Consider the following 19,461-nt stretch of genomic DNA (forward strand, 5'->3'; position numbering starts at 1 on the left):
TCGTGCGGTACGAAGGTGGGCGTGGGACTCAGAAGTCCATGCCACCCATGCCACCAGACGGGTCGCCGCCCGCCGGTGCCTTCTCCTTCTCCGGCTTGTCCGCGATGACCGCTTCCGTGGTGAGGAAGAGGGCCGCGATGGACGAAGCGTTCTGCAGCGCGGAACGAACGACCTTGGCCGGGTCGGGGACGCCGGCCTTGAGCATGTCGACGTACTCACCGGTCGCGGCGTTCAGGCCGTGACCGGCAGGCAGGCCGCGCACCTTCTCCGCGACCACACCGCCTTCGAGGCCCGCGTTGATCGCGATCTGCTTGAGCGGAGCCTCCAGCGCCACCTTGACGATGTTGGCTCCGGTGAGCTCGTCACCCTCGAGGTCGAGCTTGTCGAACGCCTTGATTCCGGCCTGGACGAGCGCCACGCCGCCACCGGCGACGATGCCCTCCTCCACCGAGGCCTTCGCCGCGCGAACGGCGTCCTCGATCCGGTGCTTGCGCTCCTTCAGCTCCACCTCGGTGGCGGCGCCGACCTTGATCACCGCAACGCCGCCGGCGAGCTTCGCCAGCCGCTCCTGCAGCTTCTCGCGGTCGTAGTCGGAGTCACTGTTCTCGATCTCGGCACGGATCTGGTTGACCCGGCCGGCGATCTGGTCGGAGTCGCCTGCGCCCTCGACGATGGTCGTCTCGTCCTTGGTGACCGTGACCTTGCGGGCCCGGCCGAGCAGGTCGAGGCTGGCGTTCTCGAGCTTGAGACCGACCTCCTCGGAGATGACCTGGCCACCGGTGAGGATGGCGATGTCACCGAGCATGGCCTTGCGCCGGTCCCCGAAGCCGGGTGCCTTGACGGCAACCGACTTGAACGTGCCGCGCATCTTGTTGACGACGAGCGTGGCCAGGGCCTCGCCCTCGACGTCCTCGGCGATGATCAGCAGCGGCTTGCCCGACTGCATGACCTTCTCCAGGACCGGGAGCAGGTCCTTGACGGCGGAGATCTTGGAGTTGGCGATCAGGACGTACGGGTCGTCCAGCGTCGCCTCCATCCGCTCCATGTCGGTGGCGAAGTAGGCCGAGATGTAACCCTTGTCGAAGCGCATACCCTCGGTGAGCTCGAGCTCGAGGCCGAAGGTGTTGCTCTCCTCGACGGTGATGACGCCTTCCTTGCCGACCTTGTCCATCGCCTCGGCGATGATCTCGCCGACGCTGGTGTCGCCACCGGCGGAAACAGCCGCGACGGACGCGATCTGCTCCTTGGTCTCGACGTCCTTCGCGGCCTGCGCGAGCTGCTCGGTCACCCGCTCGACGGCTGCCTCGATACCACGCTTGAGGCCCATCGGGTTGGCACCGGCAGCGACGTTGCGCAGGCCCTCGCGGACCAGCGCCTGCGCCAGGACGGTCGCGGTGGTCGTGCCGTCGCCGGCCACGTCATCGGTCTTCTTGGCAACTTCCTTGACGAGCTCGGCCCCGATCTTCTCCCACGGGTCTTCGAGCTCGATCTCCTTGGCAATGGAGACGCCGTCGTTGGTGATCGTCGGCGCGCCCCACTTCTTCTCGAGGACGACGTTGCGACCCTTGGGACCAAGGGTCACCTTGACGGCATCGGCAAGCGAGTTCATTCCCCGCTCGAGACCGCGTCGCGCGTCCTCGTTGAACGCGATGATCTTGGGCATCTAGCTGGATCCTCCCCCAGTCGGGTGGATGTCGTGTGGCCGGCCCGACGCCCGCGACGGACGGCCCCTCACCATGCCAGGGGCCTCGCCGAACCGCCCTGCAGCGGATTGTCACTCGCGACCTTCGAGTGCTAAGCACGTGTTTAGCACTCGACCGGGGAGAGTGCAAGCGGCTGGCCTGCCGGTGGGGTCGAACACGGGAGCTAGCATCGGGTGCTCATGGCTTGCGGTGATCGGCTGGGGAGGGGTGGAACGTGGTGTCCGAGGCGGAGGAGGCTCAGGACAGCCCGGTGGACTGGGTAGCTCAGCACACCCGCCACTACCTCGACACTGGGCGTACTGGAGACCAGCTGGGCCTGCCGGCATTGCTGTTGACGACTCGCGGTCGCAGGTCGGGCAAGTGGCGGCGTACGGTCTTGTACTACGGCGAGGACAGCGATCGCTATCTCCTGGTGCCGTCGAACAGTGGGCTTCCTGAGTACCCCGCGTGGTATCTCAACCTGCTCGAGCATCCCGAGGTACGCATACAGATCGGCTTGGAACCAGTCTTTACCGCCTGCGCCCGCCTCGCGACGGCCGAGGAGCAACCGCCACTGTGGGCCACGATGGTGTCGATGCTCCCGGACTACGAGACGTATCGATCGATGAGCGGCCGTGACTTTCCGGTCGTGATCCTGCAGCGGACATGATCTTCAGCGATTGGAGTCGGGCTGGCTTGACACCTGCCTGATGCCGGTTCATTGCGGTCTTCGTCCGAGCATGCGGGGCGATTTGGTGGGGCGAGACCCCGCCAGCCGGGATGCGGGATGTCGTGTGCCGACCCGGCACTGCCAGACAAAACCCTCATCTAGAGGTGGCCGCTGAACGGGTCGTCGGCGAGCGCCCGCAGGCCGGCGGCGATCTGCTGGGCCTGCTGGTCGTACGGCTGTGGCCGCGGACCGGTCGAGATCGCGGCCGCCACCAGGCGCAGCTGGTCGGGAGGAAGCAGCCTGCCACCTCTGCCGCGGAGCATCAGGCGTACGACCTTTCCGGTCGTGGCCTCACGAAGGACGAGGAAGGGAATGCGGCGGCCGGTCCTGACCGTCGTGGACGACGTGCCGTGGGGGCCGTGGGTCGACACGGTCCTGGTCTCCGCCGCCGAGTCGACGCTCACCGCAGAGGTGGCCAGGTCACACCTGCTTGTGCCGAACGGCCCCCGGGCCACGAGCACCGTTCCCCGCAACCAGGTCCGGCAGCGCCGAATCCACTTCGCCAGCGCCACCGCCACGCCCACCGACATGCCCAGGAAGAACAGCCCTACGACGACCGCGACGATGTCCCTCTCCACCGCGGAGAACACCAGCACGAGGATGCTGATCAGTCCGATGAAGAACACGAGCATGAAGCCGAGGGCAAGAAGACATCCGAACCCGAGCTGCTGCCCGCCCACCACCGCCCGGGCGTCGAGCGGGATCTGCTCGGCGGGCAGGGACGTGGGCATCGCCGGATCGTTGGCGGCACCCTGCGCCATGGTGGCAGGCGGCTCCTTCGGGGCTTTCTCACCGCGCAGTTCGGCGAGCCGTTCCTCGGCTGAATCGGCCATTGTCAGGCCCTTCTCTTCAAGGCTCCGGAGCCTGCAAGGCCCAAAGTGGAGTCGACGTGACGCTCGCAAGAGTAGGGCGCGAAAGCGGCGTCCGGCTTTGGTTGTCCACAGCCCTGAAAACTTCCGGACAGCTCACCGGGCCGGACAGCTCACCGGGTAGCCGCCGAAAAGTTGCGGAATCCCGAAGAAGAGTTGAGGCCCGGACGGTTAGCCCGTCCGGACCCCAATCAGGTTATGCGACCGGGCCGCGAGGGCTCGGTTTCGAGCCGGTTTCAGAGGGGTCGAACTCCGTGCGCCTCGAGTCCTTTCGGACCCTCGACGGCTTCGAACTCGACCGACTGGCCATCAGCGAGTGACTTGTAACCGTCCATCTCGATCTTCGACCAGTGAACGAACACGTCATTCCCGCCGTCTACGGCGATGAAGCCATAGCCCTTCTCGGCGTTGAACCACTTCACGGTGCCCTGCGTCATGACCTTCTCCTCAAGGCCGTTCGGGTGCAGACCCGCCCGGCGCGGGCCTGGGTCGTCCATACCGCACCCGTCCCCATGAGGAGGCGTTGCGATCGATCCGCGCGTTTCCGTTTCCCACCGCTAATCGGTCGAGCGACTTACGCACGATCATGCCGACCACGCCCGACCATAGCCCAACCCCCAGGCCATTGGGGAGATGGAAAGTCGATCTCATTGAGTCCGAGACCGGTCCAGGCCCTTGAACAGCGGGGAGTTTCCCGCCTGACGAAACAGCTATGACACACAGGGCTTTGACAGATGATCGGACAGCCGAAGTGTGCAGCCGAACTGTGCAGCGGGACGATGCGACCACGCATCGTGAATGAATCGACAGTTTCGTAGCGCTCCGCAGTCGCGGTTGCATCGATGCGCTCGCTGGGACGAACTGTTCATCGGCACAGCAGAAATCGTGTGTGTGCACGGATTCGGGGGACATCGACCGCACGCCGGACAGACCCGCGGTCAGCGCCGCGGTACGAGGACGCTGCCTCTCCCCGGCGGGCACGCCTCAGGTGGCCAACAGGTTGGCGCCCCAGAGCTCGGTCCAGTCGTAGACGTGCAGTCCCTCGTTCGTACGCCAGCGTCGGGGGTCCGTTGCCCGCAACCAGTCGAGCGGTTCGACGCCGCCCGGGGTTCCACCGTCGAGTGCCAGGCGCACCGCGGAGCGCAGGTCCGCGTCGGCCGACGGAGTGCGTGCCGCCGGGTCGACCGACACGAACAACGCCGTGCCCGAACGTGCCACCAGGTCGAGGAACTGGCGGTTCCTGTCCCACGGCGTGTCCGGTGTGCAGGGTACGCAGTCGGCGTCGGCGACGAAGAACCTCTCGTGCTGGGCGAGCCGGAACGCCAAGGAGTTGACGCCCATTCGCCTGGTGCGTTCCCAGGCGCGCCCCGACGTGTCGTCACCGATGCGTTGCACCTCGACCAGACCGGCGGCCAGCTGGCCGACCGTGTTGCAGCCGATCACGACGGCATCGCCAGCGGCTTCGCGGATGACGCGATAGAGCCTGAGCAGAATCTCTGCGTTCGTACGGCTGCGGTCGGCGAAGTGCCAGCCGCCGTCGGTCAGGCTCACGCCCATCGCCGGACCGAAGCGTCCGAACGCGTCGAAGGTCGAGAAGTCATGCTTGACGAGCTCGAATCCCCAGCCCACAAGGCGATTGACGTCCTCGCGGATCGTGTCAAGGTTGGCTTGCAGGGTGAGGTCGAGCGGCTGCTCGCGAGCCGGTCGCGGCCCGGCGCGCAGCCGACCGGGATCGTCGACGGATGACAATGCGGCCGGACGCATCCAGATGCCCGGACGTGCACCCCGCGAAGCGATGTCGGCGGCGAAACCCGCCATGTCGTCGAACAACCCTTCCACACCGGCGGTCCACGGACCGCCGGGGCACACACCGCCAGGGCTCCATCCGGCATCGACCACGCAGTAGGGACGGACCGGATGGCCGTCGGCGTACTCCACGATCGTCTCAGCGTCGCGAAGGATCTGTGCCGGGCCGAAGTCGCGGCCGTACGCGTAGTACCAGTTGTTGCAACCGACGACGGGATCTCTTACTGGTAAGGGATCGTCACACATCGCTGCCGTCAGCCGGCACTGGACCGCGTACGCCGACTCGCCTGGATCCCCGCCGACGGTGACGACGGTCGCCGCGTCGAGAACTCGATCGCCCAGCAGCACGGGCGATCCGCCGCTCCGCACGTCGATCCAGCAGGACACGCCATCGGCGTCGACGGTCCAGGAACAGAAGGCGTTCGGACGAACCCGCACACCCATGCCGGACGTCGTGCCGGTCGCCTGGTCGTGGCCCAACCACGACCACGGCAGTAACCGGTGTGGTTGGAGGGTCCGCCACTGCAGATCGCCGTACGAGCGCTCCCATGCATCACCGAGTACGAGGGTCGACTCGGGGTGTGGCTCACGCCAGCGCAGGACCACCCACGAAAGTTCCCGGCGGGGAGACGCCACCTGGACAGCACGGCCGCCGGTGACGGTCGGAAGACTGACCTCGACCTCCGAGGACGTGAAACGGCCTCCGTCAAGGTGAGCTTGACGGAGGCCGTCACGACGGTCGTGGACGACGAACACCGCGTCCGGAAGCGTCAGGGAAGGCACGTGGACTTCCTTTCCGGAGACTCCGGGAACCGGGTTCAGCAGTCAGCGACGGGAACTCAGCGGCCCCACGAGCGGGCCCCCGCCAGCGAGCGGGCTCTGCTCCCAGCGACGGTGCGGTTCAGCCGCCGGCGACGGCGGGGATCACCGAGACCTGAACGCCTTCCGGTGTCGGGGTTTCCAGGCCGGAAGCGAAGCGCACGTCCTCCTCGCCGACATAGACGTTGACGAACCGGCGCAGCTTCCCGGCGTCGTCGAGCACCCGCGCGCGGATGCCGGGGTACTTCGTCTCCAGGGAGTCGAGCACCTCGCCGAGCGTGGCACCGTCCGCGTCCACCTCGGAAGCGCCGCCGGTGTAGGTGCGCAGGATCGTCGGAACTCGTACCTTCACGCTCATGCGAGCCCTGCCTTCGTGAATGCGTCGTACGTCGGACGGATGGTTGCCGCAGGCCCCACCTTGCCGGCGATGGCGTCCAGGGTCTTCAGTCCGTCGCCGGAGTTGATGATGACGGTCTCCGCGTCAGGGTCGAGTTGCCCGGTGTCGATCAGCTTCTTCAGCGTCGCGACGGTGACGCCGCCGGCGGTCTCGCCGAAGATCCCCTCCGTGCGCGCGAGCAGCGCGATGCCCTCGACCACCTCGTCGTCACTGACGTCCTCGACGACACCGCCCGTGCGTCGGCAGACATCGAGCACGTACGGTCCGTCGGCAGGGTTGCCGATCGCGAGCGACTTGGCGATGGTGTCCGGACGTACCGGCGCCACCACGTCGTGGCCCGCCTTGAACGCCGCCGACACCGGCGCGCAACCGGTCGCCTGCGCGCCGAAGATCTTGTACGGCGCATCCTCGATCAGCCCGAGGTCGACGAACTCCCGCAGTCCCTTGTCGACCTTCACCAGCTGCGCACCGGACGCGATCGGGACGACGACCTGCTGGGGCAGCCGCCAACCGAGCTGTTCGGCGATCTCGAAGCCCAGCGTCTTGGAACCCTCGGCGTAGTAGGGCCGGACGTTGACGTTGACGAACGCCCAGCTCTCTTCCTCACCGGCGATCTCGCTGGCGAGCCGGTTGACGTCGTCGTAGGTGCCTTCGACAGCGACCAGGGTGCCGCCGTAGACGGCGGTCGTGAGGATCTTCTGCTGTTCGAGGTTGTGCGGGACCATGACGACGCTGCGGATGCCCGCCCGGGCAGCGGCCGCGGCGACGGCATTGGCGAGGTTGCCGGTCGACGGGCACGCCAGCACCTGGAAGCCCAGCTCGCGGGCCGCGCTGAGTGCGACCGCCACCACGCGATCCTTGAACGAGTGGGTCGGGTTGGCCGCGTCGTTCTTGATCCACAGGGTCCTGACACCGAGGGCGGCGGCCAGGCGGTCGGCACGGACGAGCGGGGTGAGGCCGGGTTCGGTGTTGGGGAACGACGCGACGTCGGTGGGCACCGGCAGGAGCGCCTGGTAGCGCCAGATGTTGGCCGGCCCCGCGGCGAGGTCGTCGCGGGTGATCTGCGGGTAGTCGTAGGCCACCTCGAGGGGGCCGAAGCATTCGGTACAGGCGTACTGCGCGCCGAGTTCGGTGGTCGCGCCACACTCGCGACATCGCAGACTCGTGGCGTTGCCGAACGCACCGGGGCGGGGGGTCTGCGCGGCGCCCGTCGTGTCGGCGCCGGCGTACGTGGTCGTCATGAGAGGCCTTCCTTCCTCATCTTCCTCAAGCGTCCGAGCCGGCCCAGGGATCTCCTGGTCGGGTCGTCGTGAGCCGGACTTGGCACCGTGTCCGCCGCGGGGCCTCTGATGCACGCGAGACACACGCGTCGGCGGTCGGCCGGTTGCCGGGGCTTCGTCGGGCCGGTCCCTCTGCCCCTCTGGATGAGATTCCTTGTTGAGTTGTTGTCGGCGAGCGTAACTGACCCGTCTCCGAGATCGTCCGGCAGGACCAGTATTCGAGACGGTTGTCCACCATCGGGACGGTGGCGGTCGGTCCCGCGCCGTGAGGAGCCGCAAATGACCACGCTGGGTAGGCGACAGGACCCCCGCCATGCGTCCACGCATGTGTCGGGTTCCGGGGGCCTACCCAGCGTGGTCATTTGCCTGGCGATTCGGCGAAGGTCGCCAAGGGTCGCTAAGCCCGGACCCACCGACGAATTGGGTGGGATGAGAGTGGCGTGGACCTGTTGCGGCATGGCGGCAAGCGTCCCTCGGGTCTTCGACCGGGCGTACACGCCGTCGACGTTGGGGTTCTTCCTGTGTGCGCGGGCTGAATGCGTTGCTGGCTACGGTGATTGCCGCGACCGGCGCGCCGGTGGTCGTGGCGCAGCGGCTGCGCAAGGGCTCGACTGGCTCACCACGCGGCGCGAAGCGGCTGGTCAGCGACGCGCTGAAGACCATCCGTGGCCTGACTGCCGCCAAGCCGCTGGTCCGGGCGGACTGGGCGTTCTTGCGGACGCGGCCTGGGTGCTGTCGGCGGTCCCGCCGGCGCCGATGTGTCGATCGCTGGCTCATCGGACGTCTCACCGGCTGGCGTCGCCCGTCGCCATTGACGAGGCATTCTCGGCGACGGCAAGGAATCTGGCCAAGGTCGGCGACTGGTTGCTCGCCGACCAGGCCAGCGCCATGTCCCATAGTGGAAGGTCGTCCTGGATCGGGCGGTAGACCACCTGACTCGCATCGTGCGGTGGTGTTGGAGAGATGAGAAGCGAGACGCCCAGGTCGGCGGCGACGAGTGCGGGGATGGTCTGCACCTGAGCCTCCTGCACGATCCGCGGGCTGAACCCTGCGGCCAGACAGTAACCGATGATCGTGTCATGGACGATCGGCCCGGAATCTCTGATGAAGAACACGAATGACTCGTCGGCCAGTGCGGCGAGGGGAATACGTTCGTATCCCACGAGCCGGTGGGTCGCCGGCAGGGCTGCCACGAGCGCGTCGCGCGAGATCACCTTCTTCGTCAGCCCGTGCAGCGCCATGACGGGCCGGAGCAGGCCGACATCGAGATGACCGCTGCGTAGGGCCACGCTCTGTTCCAACGTCGTCATCGTGCGGGCGTTGACGACGACGTCCGGATATGCAGCACGGAAGGTACTGACGAGTCGCGGAATCGCATCGTAGGTTGCCGACTGGACGAATCCCAGCCGTAGGGAGCCAACCTCGCCAGCGTGCGCGCGTTTGGCGTCGCGTACGACTTCGTCGCTACGGGCAAGGATCTCGCGGGCCCCGGCGACCACGACCTCGCCAGCCGGAGTCAGGACGAACCGCCTTCGTGCACGCGAAAAGAGAGGGACACCGAGGTCCTTCTCCATGGCGGCGATCTGCCGGCTAAGCGAGGGTTGGGTGACGCCGAGCCGCTCGGCCGCACGACCCACATGCAGCTCATCCGCGACCATCAACAGGGCGCGCAGCTGGCGCTGCGAACTCGATATCATGCGCAAGATGATATGAGAGCACAACGATTTGGGCATTGGACGCATCAATCGCTGGCTCATAGCCTCTCCTGCATGACAACGGTGAAGGCGATACGCCCAATGGACACCAGGAAACTTGGCCCGCTCCAGGTGACCCGGCTCTGCCTCGGCACGATGCTCATGGGCGGCAAGACGCCGCGCGACGAGTCGCACCGGATGCTGGACCGCTACCTCGAGGCCGGCGGCAACTTCCTCGACACCGCGGACGTCTACGGCGACGGGGAGTCCGAGCGCACGCTTGCGCCGTGGCTGGCCTCGCACCGCGACGAGGTCGTCGTGGCCACGAAGGTCCGCATGCCCGTCTCCGACCCGCCCGGGAAGGGCCTCGCCCCTGACCGCGTGCGCGCGGCGTGCGACGCGAGCCTGAGGCGCCTGGGCATCGACGTGATCGACCTCTACCAGGTCCATGCACCGGACCCCGACACGCCGCTCGAGGACTCGCTGGAGGCCCTCGACGGGCTTGTGCGCGCCGGTAAAGTGCGCGCGCTTGGCGCCTCGAACTTCCCGGCGTGGCTGCTCGCCTGGGCGGTCGGGCTGCAGGACCGCAACGGCTGGGCGTCGTTCGTCTCCCTGCAGCCGCAGTACTCGCTCGTGGAGCGCTCGATCGAGGTGGAGGTCCTGCCGTTCTGCCGCGCCGCCGGCATTGGCGTGATTCCGTGGGGGCCGCTAGGGGCCGGCTTCCTGACCGGAAAGTACTCGCGCGACACCGAGCCCCCAGAGGACTCGCGGATGGCCGGCGCGGGCGACAACCTCGAGGAGGCGCGCCACCGCCGCGCGATCGAGCGCAACTTCCGCGTGGTCGATGAGGCGGATGCGATCGCGCGCAACAAGGGTGCGACGATCGCGCAGGTCGCGCTCGCCTGGCTCCTCGGGGTCGAAGGCGTGGTCGCGCCGATCGTTGGCCCCCGCACATTCGAACAGCTCGATGACCTGCTCGGAACGATAGACGTCACGCTCACCGAAGAAGAGCAGGCGCGGCTGGCCGCGCACACGCCACCGCCGGAGATGTACCCCTACCGGATGCTCTCGCAGCAGCTCGGCCTGGGGGAGCTCGCGCAGCTGAAGCGCTAGACCTTAGCCCCGGATCCTCAATTCGTCGGTGGATCCGGGGCTAAGGATCGCCGAACGGCCCGGGCTAGTCGCAGAGTGCGGCGGCCGCGACCTGCTCGGCGGTGGGGTTCAGCGTCCCGTCCTCCGTCATGATCCACGCGTTGGCGCCGACCGCGGCCTGGCGGGATCCGTCCGGGGTGGTGAAGACGGCGCTGTAGTAGCCGAACACCTGGCCGTTGTGGCCCCATGCGACACCGCCCGGCACGCACGGCACCTCCACGGGATAGATGCCGAGCCCGTAGCCGAACTCGCCGACGTTCCTCATCTCGTCGAAGAGCGGCTTCGGCAGCAGTCTCCCGGAGAACAACGCCCGCAGGAACGTCAGCTCGTCTCGCGTCGTGGACACCACGCCACCGGCAGTCCGCAACCAGCTCATGGAGTACGTCGTCGTGTCGTACAACGGCTTGTCCGGCCCGTCCTGCAGGTACCCACGCAGGTGCCGGCCGGCGATCACCGGGTTCGCCACCGGGTAGGACGTGTCCCTCATGCCAAGCGGCCCGAAGATGCGGCGCGCGAACTCGACACCCACCGGCCGGGCCGTGACCTCCTCGATCAGCATGCCGGCGAGGACGTAGTTGGTGTTGGAGTACTCGTGGTGCGTACCAGGGGTTCGGCGCGGCTCGGGGTTGGTGAGGGCGATCCTCACCAGGTCGCGGTAGCTGAAGTAGTGGAAGCGGTTGCGGTCGTAGGACCAGGGTGGGGACGCCAGCATGGTGTCGGTGTGGAACCCGCTGGTGTGCTGCAGGAGGTGGCGTACGGTGATCCGCTCGTCGAGGCCCAGGCCCGGCATCCAGCGGACGACTCGATCGTCCAGACCGATCTTTCCTTCGGCCACGAGTTGGAGGACGACGACGGCGGTCATCGTCTTGGTGATGCTGCCGATGCGGTAGCGGTCGTCGGGGCGGGCCGGCCGGTTGGTGCGACGGTCGGCCACACCGCGCGCGATGGCCGTGGTCGCACCGTCGCCGGTGATGGTGGCGAGGGCGACCCCTGGCGTACCGGTCTCGATCACCTTCTCCGCAAGGCGTTCCAGCCGGGTCGTGGTCGTTTGGACGTGAGCCGCGGCGGTGCGGGCCGGGGCACCTGGACCGGAAGCACTATCCGGATGGGAGGCGGCGGCCGCCTCCGCGGGAGGAGCCGCGTCTTCTGCGGGAGGTGCCGCGGCCTCTGCGGGTAGAGCCGCGGCCTCTGCGGGTGGAGCCGGAGCGCCTGGGGAGGACGCACCAGCGACGATCAAGGGCGGCGCGAGCACGGCGACCAGCAGCCGGCGTACGGACATGATTTCGGGCAGCATGCGTCAAACCCCCAAAGAAACAAGGCTGATTGGTGGTGATCGGCGCCGGACGTAGCGGTCGTCGACGATGGTCGCCGCGACCGGTTCGGCGCTCAGGTGCGACGGTTGAGCACCAGGAGCGAGACGACGTAGGTGACGCCCGCGACGAACCCCAGGAACGCCCAGGGGTCACCGTGACCGCCACGAGCGATGTCGACGACCGCACCGCCCACGATCACGAGGGCGAGAATGTTCAACGTGTGAAGGGCCGCGCGTTGATGGATCTGCACATGCCGTTCCTCGTGCGTGTCGTCGCCAAGGAGTGCGACCGTGTCACTCAGGCGCGACCCGAACACCAGGAAGAGCACGAGCACAACCATGAGAGCGATCATCGCCAGCCCCAGCCAGAGCCGGTCACTCACGATCGCCGCGACACCCATCGCGATGCCCAGGACCAGGCCCAGAACCAAAGCGGGCTTGGAGATTCGCCGACCCGGGCGGCTGCGGCCGCGGTCATTCGTCGTCGACATGGAATACCTCCTCGACCGTACGCCCGAAGAACCGGGCGAGCCGGATCGCCAACGGCAGCGAAGGACTGTAGCGACCGGTCTCGATCGCGTTGACCGTTTGCCTGGAAACCTCGAGCACCTCGCCCAGGTCCCCCTGGGATAGCCCTTTGGCGAGGCGGAGTGCCCTGACGTCGTTCCGCACGCTGTCAAGCATGCTTTACACACTCCCGGGGTGTCAAGCTCGCTTTACAGGACGGCCGGGTACGATCCGGCGCGTGCCCACGCCCGCGCCGCCACCGATGCAGCCGTGGAGCACACCCGCACCGACACAACCTCCCGTGGGACCCGCACGACCGGGTCACCCACCGGCTGATCCACCGAGTCACCCACCGGCTGATCCACCGGGTCCCCCGCCGGCTCAGCCGCCGAGTCTGTCCGAGCCACCAGGACAGGAACCCACCCTCGCACGACCGCGACCCTCATCACCTGACGCCCTCCGGTTGCCCGCCCGCGCGGCTGGTCTGCTCGCCGGTTACTGGGCGCCGATGCTGGTGTGGTTCGTCGCGGGCTACCTCGCACACAACCTGGTCCTGCGCGGATCGGCGTGGCTCGCGCACCGCAACCAGTGGCTGGGTTTCGCCGGCCTGTCGATCGGCGTACTCGTCCTGCTCGCCTCGACGATCATGATGTTCCATGCCGTAAGACCAGGGCTCGTCCCGTTCGGCGGCCGGCGACGCGGTCATGCGGCGGGCGTTCCAGGCGCACTGCCAGCCCAGGAGCCGGCGAAGTCCCGCATGGTCGACGAGATCGCCGAGGCGATTCTTCCGTTCCTGATCTTCTACGGCGCCTGGGGACTCTTCACCGACGAGGTACGCGAGTGGGGGGTGCAGGTTCTCAACCAGGACATCACCGGGGGGATCGGCGTTCTCGGCGTCCTCACTACCGTCACTCCGATCCCGCTCGCGGTCGCGATCGGCAGTTGGGTCATCCGCGCGATTCTCGAGTTCGTCTACAACCGTCGGGGTGGCCGACTGCTGGGCGTCGGCGTGGCGCTGTTCGAGGCGAACTGGATGTTCTTCGCCGTCATCTCGGTCTCCATCGTGATCGGGCAGGGGATCGACTGGTTGACCAGCCGGGTCGTGTGGGTCGATACCCGCGACGCGGTCGGTGCGGTGTTCTCGATGCTGGACGGCTGGCTGCCGGTCTCGCCGTTCGAGTGGATCGGGGCCACGTGGGCGACGTTGACCGACCAGTTCGGCGGCGTCGTGGCCGACGGCGTTCTGCTCCCCCTGCTCTGGCTCATCATCACGGCGGTCGTCTTCGGCGAGGAGATGGAACGCGACGGCAAAGTGATCGCCCGGACCCGCCTCGAAGGCGCGGGGACGCTCTTTGCGCGGTTGCCCGCCCGGGCGCAGGTGGTGTCGGAGCTGTTCACTCGAGAGATCAGGGAGAAGTGGACGCCGGTCGTCGTCGGGTTGCGGTTCGTCCTCGGCGCAGGGGCGGCCTTCTTCCTGACGTTCTGCCTGCTGTACGTCTGTGTCGAGGTGTTCACCGGCTGGGCGTTCATCGGTGTGAAGCATCTCGTCGGGCCGCACCCGTGGGACTGGTGGTGGCCATGGCTCGAACCCTTGCACTTCGCCGAACTGGGACTCCGCGAGGTACTGCGGATCGCGCTGCTCGCGGCCGCGTTCGAGATCTGCCTGGAGCACTCCCGCCGACCTGCCAGCCGCTGATCACTCCCGGCCATCTCCGTCTGCCCCCACCGCCGAGGGTGCCCTGCCGCGATGATCGGGGCGCGCTTCCATGATCATGAAGGGAAAGCGGGCCATAGGTCGACAGAACTTTCATGATCACGAACATGATCACGGGAGAACTCGAGGTAGCGGGGTGCGGCGTCGCGTACGCCGACCCGGAGGCGGAGCCGGGGTACGACGTCCTTGGGTACGACGAACGCCGTGACGACCTGTTGGCGCTTCCCCGCAACGATAGGCATCTGACCGAAGTCACCTTTCGGTGTGTAGCAGCCGGTGGGCAGGTCGGCTGAGCCCGCGAAGTCGGGTACATCCGTCGGCGCCGTCGCCCACACGCGGCCGTCGTCGTCGGTCGCAGAGAAGTCACACGCCTCGATCCGCTTGGCGGCCCGGGCGTCCCGCGGAGTCACCGAGAAGGCGGCGTACAGCACGACGGCCTTACGCGGCAGCTCGACGTCCTCGGCGGGCGGCCCGGGCGCGGTGCTGGTGAGCTTCCAGCGGGCGCCCGCGTAGTCAACGGACTCGTCCGCCGAGGCGGTGACGGCCTCGTGCATCGGACCGCGGACCGCGTCGCGTTCGAGGTGGTACTCCACCCCGACGGCGAGCGGCACCAACGCCAGCAACGCGATCAGATAGGGCGCCTGGCTACGCCGGGTCGCCTGCCCGCTCATCGCCGTACCCCGTCGGTCGCGCACCCTGCTCCAGCGCTCATGGACCGTACTCCACCGGCCCGATGGTCAGTTTCGGTGCCGCGTCGTCGACCAGGGCCCGCGCCGCCTCGGCGTCGAGCCCCAGGTCGACGACCGCCTCGGGTGACAGACGCCCGCCACCACTGATGGTCTCGTTACGACCGATCCGTACGACCGAACCCGCGAGCTGGTCGGGCGGGATCTCGAAGACGATCCGGCCGCGCCGCGGAATGCCCGGCTCGGTGGAGAGGTCCTCGGTCAGCCGGGTCGACAGGTCGCCGCGCTCGGACACGTAGTACTTCGTACCGTCAGCCGCCTCGAGGAAGGTCTCGGCGTGCGCCGTCGCCTGCCAGTCATCGGTCAGGGTCGCGGTGAGGACCACCCAGATCCCGTCGGTCCGGGCCGGTGGACCGGGGCTGAACCCCTGCTCGGCGAGGACACGGGTGAGGCGGACCTTCGACACGGTGACGGTGAACCCGCCCGCGTCGATCAGTTCGCCGACGTCACCGCGGGTGGAGATCGGGCCCATCCGTTGCGTTGAGTCCGGCACCAGCCGGTGTATGCCGACGATCGCGGCCAGCAGCAGGACGCAGGCGGCCACGGCTCCCAGGCGGCGGAGCGTCATCGCGTTGGCTCCGCCACCGGCAGCCGGAGCCGGCCTGCCAGCCGGTCCTCCGTGGCGACCCGCCAACGCGGCGTCTCGTCGATGAACCCGGGTGCGAACTCCAGGTGGTAGACGTCGACCTCGATCCGGTCCGGCCACGGCTGCCTCGCCGGCAGTTCGTAGACGATCCGCACCCGACGTGGCAGTCCGGGGTGCAGCTGCGCGGCCGATCGGTCGAGAGCCAGCACCACACCGGTGCGGTACTTCAGCGAGTCCGGTGAGTCACCGTCGATCGTGAGCCCGCTCGGGAGGCGTACGCGGACCGCGCGGTCGATGTCGGAGTCGAACTGCAGCGATTCCGGCGCGGTCAGCGCGACATCGGCCTCCACGACGAGGTAGCGACCGGAGTCGGCGTACTCCGGGATGCCGGTCGGATCCTTGGTGGCCGCCCAGGCCCGCCGCACGGTGAGGGTGAAGCGACCGGTGTCGACCGGCTCGCCCACCGTCGCGCGCGAGGGCTGCGCGGGTGGTGCCGCCCGCAGCCCGTCCGCGGCGGCGACGGCGACACCGCAGAGCGCGATCTCGCACACCAGCACCAGCCCCAGCAGGACATGTGGACGGGGTCGTCGCGCGGCCGGGCGCTGTCCCGCCGGGCGCTGGTGCCGGGCGGGCGACCGAGGGCCGGGGCTGGACACGAGCAGGGATCCTACGACGGACGGGCCGGCATGCGCGAGAAGATCGAGGAGTGGAGGAGTACGCCGACGACTCGCCCGGCCGGTCCGGTGGATCCGGGACAGGCCAACCTGGGACGCACGAGTCCGCGACCGGCAACCCTGCGACCGGCAACCCTGCGACCGGCAACCCTGCGACCGGCAACCCTGCGACCGGCAAGTCTGGGACCGGCGCCGCAGCGGATCGTGCGGGCGCGCGTCGACGAGCCTGGACGGTGGGACGGGCGCTGCGGGCCGTGGTCCCGTTGGCCAACGCCGTCAACCTCTCCACCCCACTCGGCATCGCCGTCGCGGTCGCCGGCCGCGCCCGGCTGTCGCGTGGACCGCGCGGGCTGCTGCTCGGCACGTCGTACCGCCTCGGCGTCCCTCAGGCGGTCGCGTTCACGGTCGGCAACGTGATTCTGACCCGGCTCAGCAGGGACGATCTCCTCGCTCGACCAGCGCTGCTCGCGCACGAGGAACGCCATACCTGGCAGTACGCCGCGTGCCTCGGGCTGCCGATGATTCCGCTGTACCTCGCCGCGTGCGGGTGGTCGTGGGTACGGTCCCGCGACTTCGCGTCGTCGAACGTGTTCGAACGCCTGGCCGGACTCGCCGACGGCGGCTACCCCGACGCCAGACGTTCGACCGGGCGCGGGCGGGGACGGCCGACCGGGGATGGCACTGGGTGACCTCTTCCGAGGGGTGACCCCTTCCACGGGTGCCCCCTTCCACGGGTGACCTGTTCCAGGGGGAGCCGTGAGTCAGGCGACTCCCGCCGGAGCAGGTCATCTAGGCTCTGGTCGCATGGCGAGCGAAGGAAACACGAACGTGCTGCTCGCCTCCAACCGGGGGCCCGTCTCGTTCATCCACGCCGATGACGGTTCACTCACCTGTCGGGGCGGCGCGGGCGGGCTGGCATCGGCACTCGCCGCGGTCCCATCAGAGGTCGACGCCACCTGGGTATGCGCGGCCCTGTCCGAGGCCGATCGCGCGGCCGCCGCCTCGGCACCCCGTGGCCGGCTCGACCTTGCGGGCTACGACACCGGGACGGTCCCGGTCCGGCTGCTCGACATCGACCCCCACATCTTCGCGCAGGCCTACAACGGCATCGCCAACTCCACCTTGTGGTTCGTCCACCACATGCTCTTCGACATTGCCGACCAGCCGGTGTTCGACGCCACCTTCCGGCAGCAGTGGGCGGCCTACGGCGACTACAACGCGGCGTTCGCCGACGCCCTCGCCGAGGAGGCGGGACCCGGCACGCGGGTTCTCGTGCAGGACTACCACCTGAGCCTCACGCCGGGCCTGTTGCGCGAGCGGAGGCCAGACCTCGCGATCGGCCACTTCTCCCACACACCTTGGGCGCCACCGGACTACTTCCGGTTGCTGCCCGACGACGTCGCCGTCGCCCTGCTGACAGGAGTGCTCGCCGCCGACTATGCGAGCTTTCTCACCGCCCGTTGGGCCGAGGCTTTCCTCTCCTGCTGCGAGGTCGTGCTGGGGGCGAGCGTCGACCGGCGACGCGGCCTGGTCGAACACGCGGGACACCCGACGAAGGTCGGCGTGAACCCGCTCGGCGTCGATGCGGCGAGTTTTCGCGCCCGAGCGGACCAGCCGGACGTACGCGACCGGATGGCGGGCCTGCGGAGCCTGGTCGGTGGGCGGAAGCTGTTGGTCCGCGTCGACCGCGCCGAGCTGAGCAAGAACATCGTCCGCGGGCTGCTCGGCTACCGAGACCTGCTCCGCCGTCATCCGGAATGGCAGGGGCGGGTCGTCCACGTCGCATTGGCGTATCCGAGCCGGCATGATCTCGACAAATACCGGGAATACTCCGCCGCCGTACACCGGGTCGGCAAGGAGATCATCGACGAGTTCGCAAGTCCTGACTGGGACCCGCTCATTCTTTCTGTCGACGATGACTACGCCCGCTCGCTCGCTGCCTATCGAATGGCACACGTCGCCCTTGTCAATCCGCTTCGGGACGGCATGAATCTCGTCGCGAAGGAAATACCGATCGTCTCCGACGACGGCTGCGCCCTTGTGCTCTCACGCGAGGCCGGTGCGGCCGTCGAACTCGGCGAGGACTCCCTGCTCATCAACCCGTTCGACATCCAGGAGACCGCGGACGCGCTGCATGTCGCGCTTTCCATGCGTCCCGCGGAACGCAAGGCGCGGAATTCCCGCCTGGCAATGCGCGCCGGTGCGCATCCTCCAGGTCGCTGGCTGGCCGACCAACTGGCCGAACTCACCAAATATTGATCCACATTAGTTTCCTCGCGCCTACATCACAAAACGGTGAAGTCGTCGATATCCTCGGACTCGTCACATTGACCGTGGATACCATCACCGGGATCTATTGAGCATCCGTACGCATATCGGGGGACCTGGATGCGAGTAATGGAGCGCACGCGAGGTCAGCCGGACTCCCGTGCCGCGACATGGCCGGGCGTGTCGGTCGTCATGGCCATCCGTGCGGGCGAACGCCACCTGCAGGCGACCGTTCGCCAGGTGCTGCGCCAGGACTACCCCGGCCCGCTCGAACTCGTCGTTGTCCTCGGCCCGGCACGCGACCGCACCGAACGGGTCGCGCTCGCGATCGCCGCGACCGACCCGCGCGTCAGACTGGTGGAAGCGCCCGAGGACCGAGCCTCCGGTGCACTCGCCAGTGCGATCCGCGAGGCGACCTACGACGTGATCGTCCGCGTCGACGGGCGCGGCATGCTCGGCCCCGGCTACCTCCGGCGCGCGGTCGAGGTCCTCGAAGGTACCTCGAACGGCGAGCAGCATGGATCGTCGGCCGCGGTGGCGGCCGGACGCGAGTCCGCCTTCGGCGAAGCCGTTGTCCGGGCCATGGCCAGTCGCCTCGGCATCGACCGCGGCGACCGCGACAACGACGGAAGTCGCGGCAGCCGCCGCACCAACGGGCGTACCGGCCCGATGGACACCGTCTATCTCGGCGTCTTCCGGCGAGGCGACCGTACCCGGGACGGCCAGGTCCACCACGCCGGCGGCACGGTCTGGTTCACGCCGGAGATGCGCGTGACCTACCGGCCGCAGCCCACGCCACGCACTCTCGCCCAGCAGTTCTATCTCAACGGACAGTGGCAACACGCACTTCGCCGGCGTTACCCGGGTGCCTTCAAGGGGCGGGCCGTCGCCGCGCCGCTGGCAGCGATCACCTGCCTCCTCGGCCTCGTGGTGTGCGCGGTCGGCCTGCTGGCAATGTCTCCACCGCTCGTCGTCGGTGGGCTCGCCATCCCCGTCCTCTGCCTCATCACCGCTTGCCTGGGCGCGGCATTCGCGGGCCGGGGCCTTTCTGCGGGAGGCAAACTCTGGCTTCCGGTCACGCTCCTCATCACGCATCTGGCGTGGGGGGCCGGATTCCTCACCAGTCCACCGTTTCTGGGCCACCAGGTCGTCGGCCGGTCCGACACCGGAACGGCCGGGGGCGCTCGTATCCGACACCACCTGACGACGCCCACCAACCGGTGAG

The 19,461-nt window shown here is 68.3% G+C and carries 19 protein-coding genes, 1 pseudogene and 1 riboswitch; of the genes and pseudogenes, 7 read left to right on the top strand and 13 right to left on the bottom strand.

Going from position 1 to position 19,461, the window contains the following annotated elements; translation table 11 throughout:
- Nucleotides 1–28: 28 nt before the first annotated feature.
- Entirely contained in the window at nt 29–1,663 is a 1,635-nt protein-coding gene (gene groL, locus ABNF93_RS20300) for a chaperonin GroEL (protein WP_349329681.1), read from the bottom strand.
- A gap of 254 nt (nt 1,664–1,917) precedes the next feature.
- Here groL and ABNF93_RS20305 point away from each other — a divergent pair, with 254 nt between their 5' ends.
- Entirely contained in the window at nt 1,918–2,352 is a 435-nt protein-coding gene (locus tag ABNF93_RS20305) for a nitroreductase family deazaflavin-dependent oxidoreductase (protein ID WP_349329682.1), read from the top strand.
- Between the two features lie 158 nt (nt 2,353–2,510).
- Here the strand turns inward: ABNF93_RS20305 and ABNF93_RS20310 are convergent, their stop codons facing one another.
- The 5 genes from ABNF93_RS20310 to thrC all read right to left on the bottom strand — a co-directional run bounded on the left by ABNF93_RS20310 (nt 2,511) and on the right by thrC (nt 7,544).
- The gene (locus ABNF93_RS20310) at nt 2,511–3,245 is read right to left on the bottom strand and encodes a hypothetical protein (RefSeq protein ID WP_349329683.1); all 735 of its coding nucleotides are present in this window, start codon (nt 3,243–3,245) and stop codon (nt 2,511–2,513) included.
- 272 nt (nt 3,246–3,517) lie between these two features.
- Nucleotides 3,518–3,718 (bottom strand): cold-shock protein, encoded by a 201-nt coding sequence (locus ABNF93_RS20315; RefSeq protein WP_349329684.1) that lies wholly within the window; start codon nt 3,716–3,718, stop codon nt 3,518–3,520.
- 547 nt (nt 3,719–4,265) lie between these two features.
- Nucleotides 4,266–5,870, bottom strand: coding sequence for an alpha-amylase family protein (locus tag ABNF93_RS20320; RefSeq protein WP_349329685.1), 1,605 nt, complete (start codon nt 5,868–5,870; stop codon nt 4,266–4,268).
- Between the two features lie 118 nt (nt 5,871–5,988).
- Nucleotides 5,989–6,264, bottom strand: a complete 276-nt coding sequence (locus tag ABNF93_RS20325) for a MoaD/ThiS family protein (protein ID WP_349329687.1) — start codon at nt 6,262–6,264, stop codon at nt 5,989–5,991.
- Nucleotides 6,261–7,544 carry a threonine synthase gene (thrC, locus tag ABNF93_RS20330; protein ID WP_349329688.1) on the bottom strand — a complete coding sequence of 428 codons (1,284 nt, stop codon included), beginning with the start codon at nt 7,542–7,544 and terminating at the stop codon, nt 6,261–6,263. Before thrC ends, ABNF93_RS20325 begins: the two co-directional genes overlap by 4 nt.
- A gap of 13 nt (nt 7,545–7,557) precedes the next feature.
- A riboswitch (SAM riboswitch) is annotated at nt 7,558–7,734 on the bottom strand.
- A 357-nt stretch (nt 7,735–8,091) separates the two neighbouring features.
- On the opposite strand from thrC, the pseudogene ABNF93_RS20335 reads away from it, so the two are divergent.
- Nucleotides 8,092–8,295 (top strand): annotated as a pseudogene (locus ABNF93_RS20335) (IS1380 family transposase); the annotation flags it as partial.
- Nucleotides 8,296–8,368: 73 nt separating this feature from the next.
- Here ABNF93_RS20335 and ABNF93_RS20340 read toward each other — a convergent pair.
- Nucleotides 8,369–9,280: a LysR family transcriptional regulator gene (locus ABNF93_RS20340; protein ID WP_349329690.1), complete on the bottom strand. Its 912-nt coding sequence runs from the start codon at nt 9,278–9,280 to the stop codon at nt 8,369–8,371.
- A 72-nt stretch (nt 9,281–9,352) separates the two neighbouring features.
- Between ABNF93_RS20340 and ABNF93_RS20345 the strand changes: the two genes are divergently transcribed.
- Nucleotides 9,353–10,390 carry an aldo/keto reductase gene (locus ABNF93_RS20345; protein ID WP_349329691.1) on the top strand — a complete coding sequence of 346 codons (1,038 nt, stop codon included), beginning with the start codon at nt 9,353–9,355 and terminating at the stop codon, nt 10,388–10,390.
- Between the two features lie 64 nt (nt 10,391–10,454).
- Here the strand turns inward: ABNF93_RS20345 and ABNF93_RS20350 are convergent, their stop codons facing one another.
- From ABNF93_RS20350 to ABNF93_RS20360, 3 genes are all read right to left on the bottom strand, one after another.
- A complete protein-coding gene (locus ABNF93_RS20350; protein WP_349329692.1) occupies nt 10,455–11,723 on the bottom strand; it encodes a serine hydrolase domain-containing protein in 1,269 nt (422 codons plus the stop codon).
- Between the two features lie 92 nt (nt 11,724–11,815).
- On the bottom strand, nt 11,816–12,232 hold the full coding sequence (locus ABNF93_RS20355; RefSeq protein WP_349329693.1) for a DUF2178 domain-containing protein: 417 nt from the start codon (nt 12,230–12,232) through the stop codon (nt 11,816–11,818).
- The gene (locus ABNF93_RS20360; RefSeq protein WP_349329694.1) at nt 12,216–12,413 is read right to left on the bottom strand and encodes a helix-turn-helix transcriptional regulator; all 198 of its coding nucleotides are present in this window, start codon (nt 12,411–12,413) and stop codon (nt 12,216–12,218) included. Before ABNF93_RS20360 ends, ABNF93_RS20355 begins: the two co-directional genes overlap by 17 nt.
- A gap of 298 nt (nt 12,414–12,711) precedes the next feature.
- On the opposite strand from ABNF93_RS20360, the gene ABNF93_RS20365 reads away from it, so the two are divergent.
- Entirely contained in the window at nt 12,712–13,944 is a 1,233-nt protein-coding gene (locus ABNF93_RS20365; protein WP_349329695.1) for a hypothetical protein, read from the top strand.
- A 74-nt stretch (nt 13,945–14,018) separates the two neighbouring features.
- Here ABNF93_RS20365 and ABNF93_RS20370 read toward each other — a convergent pair whose 3' ends face one another.
- The 3 genes from ABNF93_RS20370 to ABNF93_RS20380 are packed head-to-tail and all read right to left on the bottom strand — an operon-like array spanning nt 14,019 to nt 15,950.
- Nucleotides 14,019–14,633 (bottom strand): hypothetical protein, encoded by a 615-nt coding sequence (locus ABNF93_RS20370; protein WP_349329696.1) that lies wholly within the window; start codon nt 14,631–14,633, stop codon nt 14,019–14,021.
- Nucleotides 14,634–14,670: 37 nt separating this feature from the next.
- The gene (locus ABNF93_RS20375; RefSeq protein ID WP_349329697.1) at nt 14,671–15,276 is read right to left on the bottom strand and encodes a DUF4352 domain-containing protein; all 606 of its coding nucleotides are present in this window, start codon (nt 15,274–15,276) and stop codon (nt 14,671–14,673) included.
- Nucleotides 15,273–15,950 (bottom strand): hypothetical protein, encoded by a 678-nt coding sequence (locus tag ABNF93_RS20380; RefSeq protein ID WP_349329698.1) that lies wholly within the window; start codon nt 15,948–15,950, stop codon nt 15,273–15,275. Before ABNF93_RS20380 ends, ABNF93_RS20375 begins: the two co-directional genes overlap by 4 nt.
- Before the next feature lie 50 nt (nt 15,951–16,000).
- On the opposite strand from ABNF93_RS20380, the gene ABNF93_RS20385 reads away from it, so the two are divergent.
- The 3 genes from ABNF93_RS20385 to ABNF93_RS20395 all read left to right on the top strand — a co-directional run bounded on the left by ABNF93_RS20385 (nt 16,001) and on the right by ABNF93_RS20395 (nt 19,460).
- Entirely contained in the window at nt 16,001–16,657 is a 657-nt protein-coding gene (locus ABNF93_RS20385) for a hypothetical protein (RefSeq protein ID WP_349329699.1), read from the top strand.
- Between the two features lie 115 nt (nt 16,658–16,772).
- The gene (locus tag ABNF93_RS20390) at nt 16,773–18,227 is read left to right on the top strand and encodes an alpha,alpha-trehalose-phosphate synthase (UDP-forming) (protein ID WP_349329700.1); all 1,455 of its coding nucleotides are present in this window, start codon (nt 16,773–16,775) and stop codon (nt 18,225–18,227) included.
- A 138-nt stretch (nt 18,228–18,365) separates the two neighbouring features.
- Nucleotides 18,366–19,460: a glycosyltransferase gene (locus tag ABNF93_RS20395; protein ID WP_349329701.1), complete on the top strand. Its 1,095-nt coding sequence runs from the start codon at nt 18,366–18,368 to the stop codon at nt 19,458–19,460.
- Nucleotide 19,461 lies beyond the last annotated feature (1 nt).

This window comes from Actinopolymorpha sp. B9G3, from assembly GCF_040120725.1.
Taxonomy (GTDB): domain Bacteria; phylum Actinomycetota; class Actinomycetes; order Propionibacteriales; family Actinopolymorphaceae; genus Thermasporomyces.

What these genes read in the sequence shown, in the direction of transcription:
- ABNF93_RS20395 (WP_349329701.1), top strand. Translation starts at nt 18,366, where the DNA reads ATGGAGCGCACGCGAGGTCAGCCGGACTCCCGTGCCGCGACATGGCCG.
- ABNF93_RS20315 (WP_349329684.1), bottom strand. Translation starts at nt 3,718, where the DNA reads ATGACGCAGGGCACCGTGAAGTGGTTCAACGCCGAGAAGGGCTATGGC.
- ABNF93_RS20325 (WP_349329687.1), bottom strand. Translation starts at nt 6,264, where the DNA reads ATGAGCGTGAAGGTACGAGTTCCGACGATCCTGCGCACCTACACCGGC.
- ABNF93_RS20370 (WP_349329696.1), bottom strand. Translation starts at nt 14,633, where the DNA reads ATGAGCGGGCAGGCGACCCGGCGTAGCCAGGCGCCCTATCTGATCGCG.
- ABNF93_RS20345 (WP_349329691.1), top strand. Translation starts at nt 9,353, where the DNA reads ATGACAACGGTGAAGGCGATACGCCCAATGGACACCAGGAAACTTGGC.
- ABNF93_RS20350 (WP_349329692.1), bottom strand. Translation starts at nt 11,723, where the DNA reads ATGCTGCCCGAAATCATGTCCGTACGCCGGCTGCTGGTCGCCGTGCTC.
- ABNF93_RS20355 (WP_349329693.1), bottom strand. Translation starts at nt 12,232, where the DNA reads ATGTCGACGACGAATGACCGCGGCCGCAGCCGCCCGGGTCGGCGAATC.
- thrC (WP_349329688.1), bottom strand. Translation starts at nt 7,544, where the DNA reads ATGACGACCACGTACGCCGGCGCCGACACGACGGGCGCCGCGCAGACC.
- ABNF93_RS20375 (WP_349329697.1), bottom strand. Translation starts at nt 15,276, where the DNA reads ATGACGCTCCGCCGCCTGGGAGCCGTGGCCGCCTGCGTCCTGCTGCTG.
- ABNF93_RS20310 (WP_349329683.1), bottom strand. Translation starts at nt 3,245, where the DNA reads ATGGCCGATTCAGCCGAGGAACGGCTCGCCGAACTGCGCGGTGAGAAA.
- groL (WP_349329681.1), bottom strand. Translation starts at nt 1,663, where the DNA reads ATGCCCAAGATCATCGCGTTCAACGAGGACGCGCGACGCGGTCTCGAG.
- ABNF93_RS20340 (WP_349329690.1), bottom strand. Translation starts at nt 9,280, where the DNA reads ATGATATCGAGTTCGCAGCGCCAGCTGCGCGCCCTGTTGATGGTCGCG.
- ABNF93_RS20390 (WP_349329700.1), top strand. Translation starts at nt 16,773, where the DNA reads ATGGCGAGCGAAGGAAACACGAACGTGCTGCTCGCCTCCAACCGGGGG.